The organism is Mesorhizobium sp. M8A.F.Ca.ET.207.01.1.1, from assembly GCF_004794715.1.
GTDB lineage: Bacteria > Pseudomonadota > Alphaproteobacteria > Rhizobiales > Rhizobiaceae > Mesorhizobium.
Genome location: NZ_SRUS01000063.1, coordinates 1 through 512, shown reverse-complemented (window position 1 = coordinate 512; position 512 = coordinate 1). Strand labels below are relative to the sequence as shown.

Below are 512 nucleotides of genomic sequence, written 5' to 3'. Positions count from 1 at the left end.
ACTCGCCCTGTGGCTCCAGCAGCGGCAGCGCGGTGGCAGTCGCGGCCAACCTGGCCAGCGTGGCGATCGGCACCGAAACCGACGGCAGTATCGTCTGCCCGGCAGCGATCAACGGCATCGTCGGGCTCAAGCCGACCGTCGGCCTGGTCAGTCGTGACGGCATCATCCCGATTTCGTTCAGCCAGGACACCGCCGGGCCGATGACACGCAGCGTCGCCGACGCCGCCGCTGTGCTGACCGCGATCGCCGGCCGCGATGATGCCGACCCGGCCACGGCGACCATGCCCGGCCGCGCGGTCTACGACTACACCGCGCGGCTGGATCCACAGGGCCTGCGCGGCAAGCGCATCGGCCTGCTGCAGACACCGCTGCTGACGTACCGCGGCATGCCACCGCTGATCGAACAGGCCACCACCGAGCTGCGCCGCGCGGGTGCGGTCGTGGTGCCGGTGACGCTGCCCAACCAGGGCGCCTGGGCCGAGGCCGAGCGCACGCTGCTGCTGTACGAGTTC

At 71.5% G+C, this 512-nt stretch carries 1 protein-coding gene; it reads left to right on the top strand.

The features are described 5' to 3' along the window. The coding region (locus EN850_RS33460) for an amidase family protein (protein WP_281407301.1) at positions 1–512 on the top strand (512 nt) is incomplete at both ends.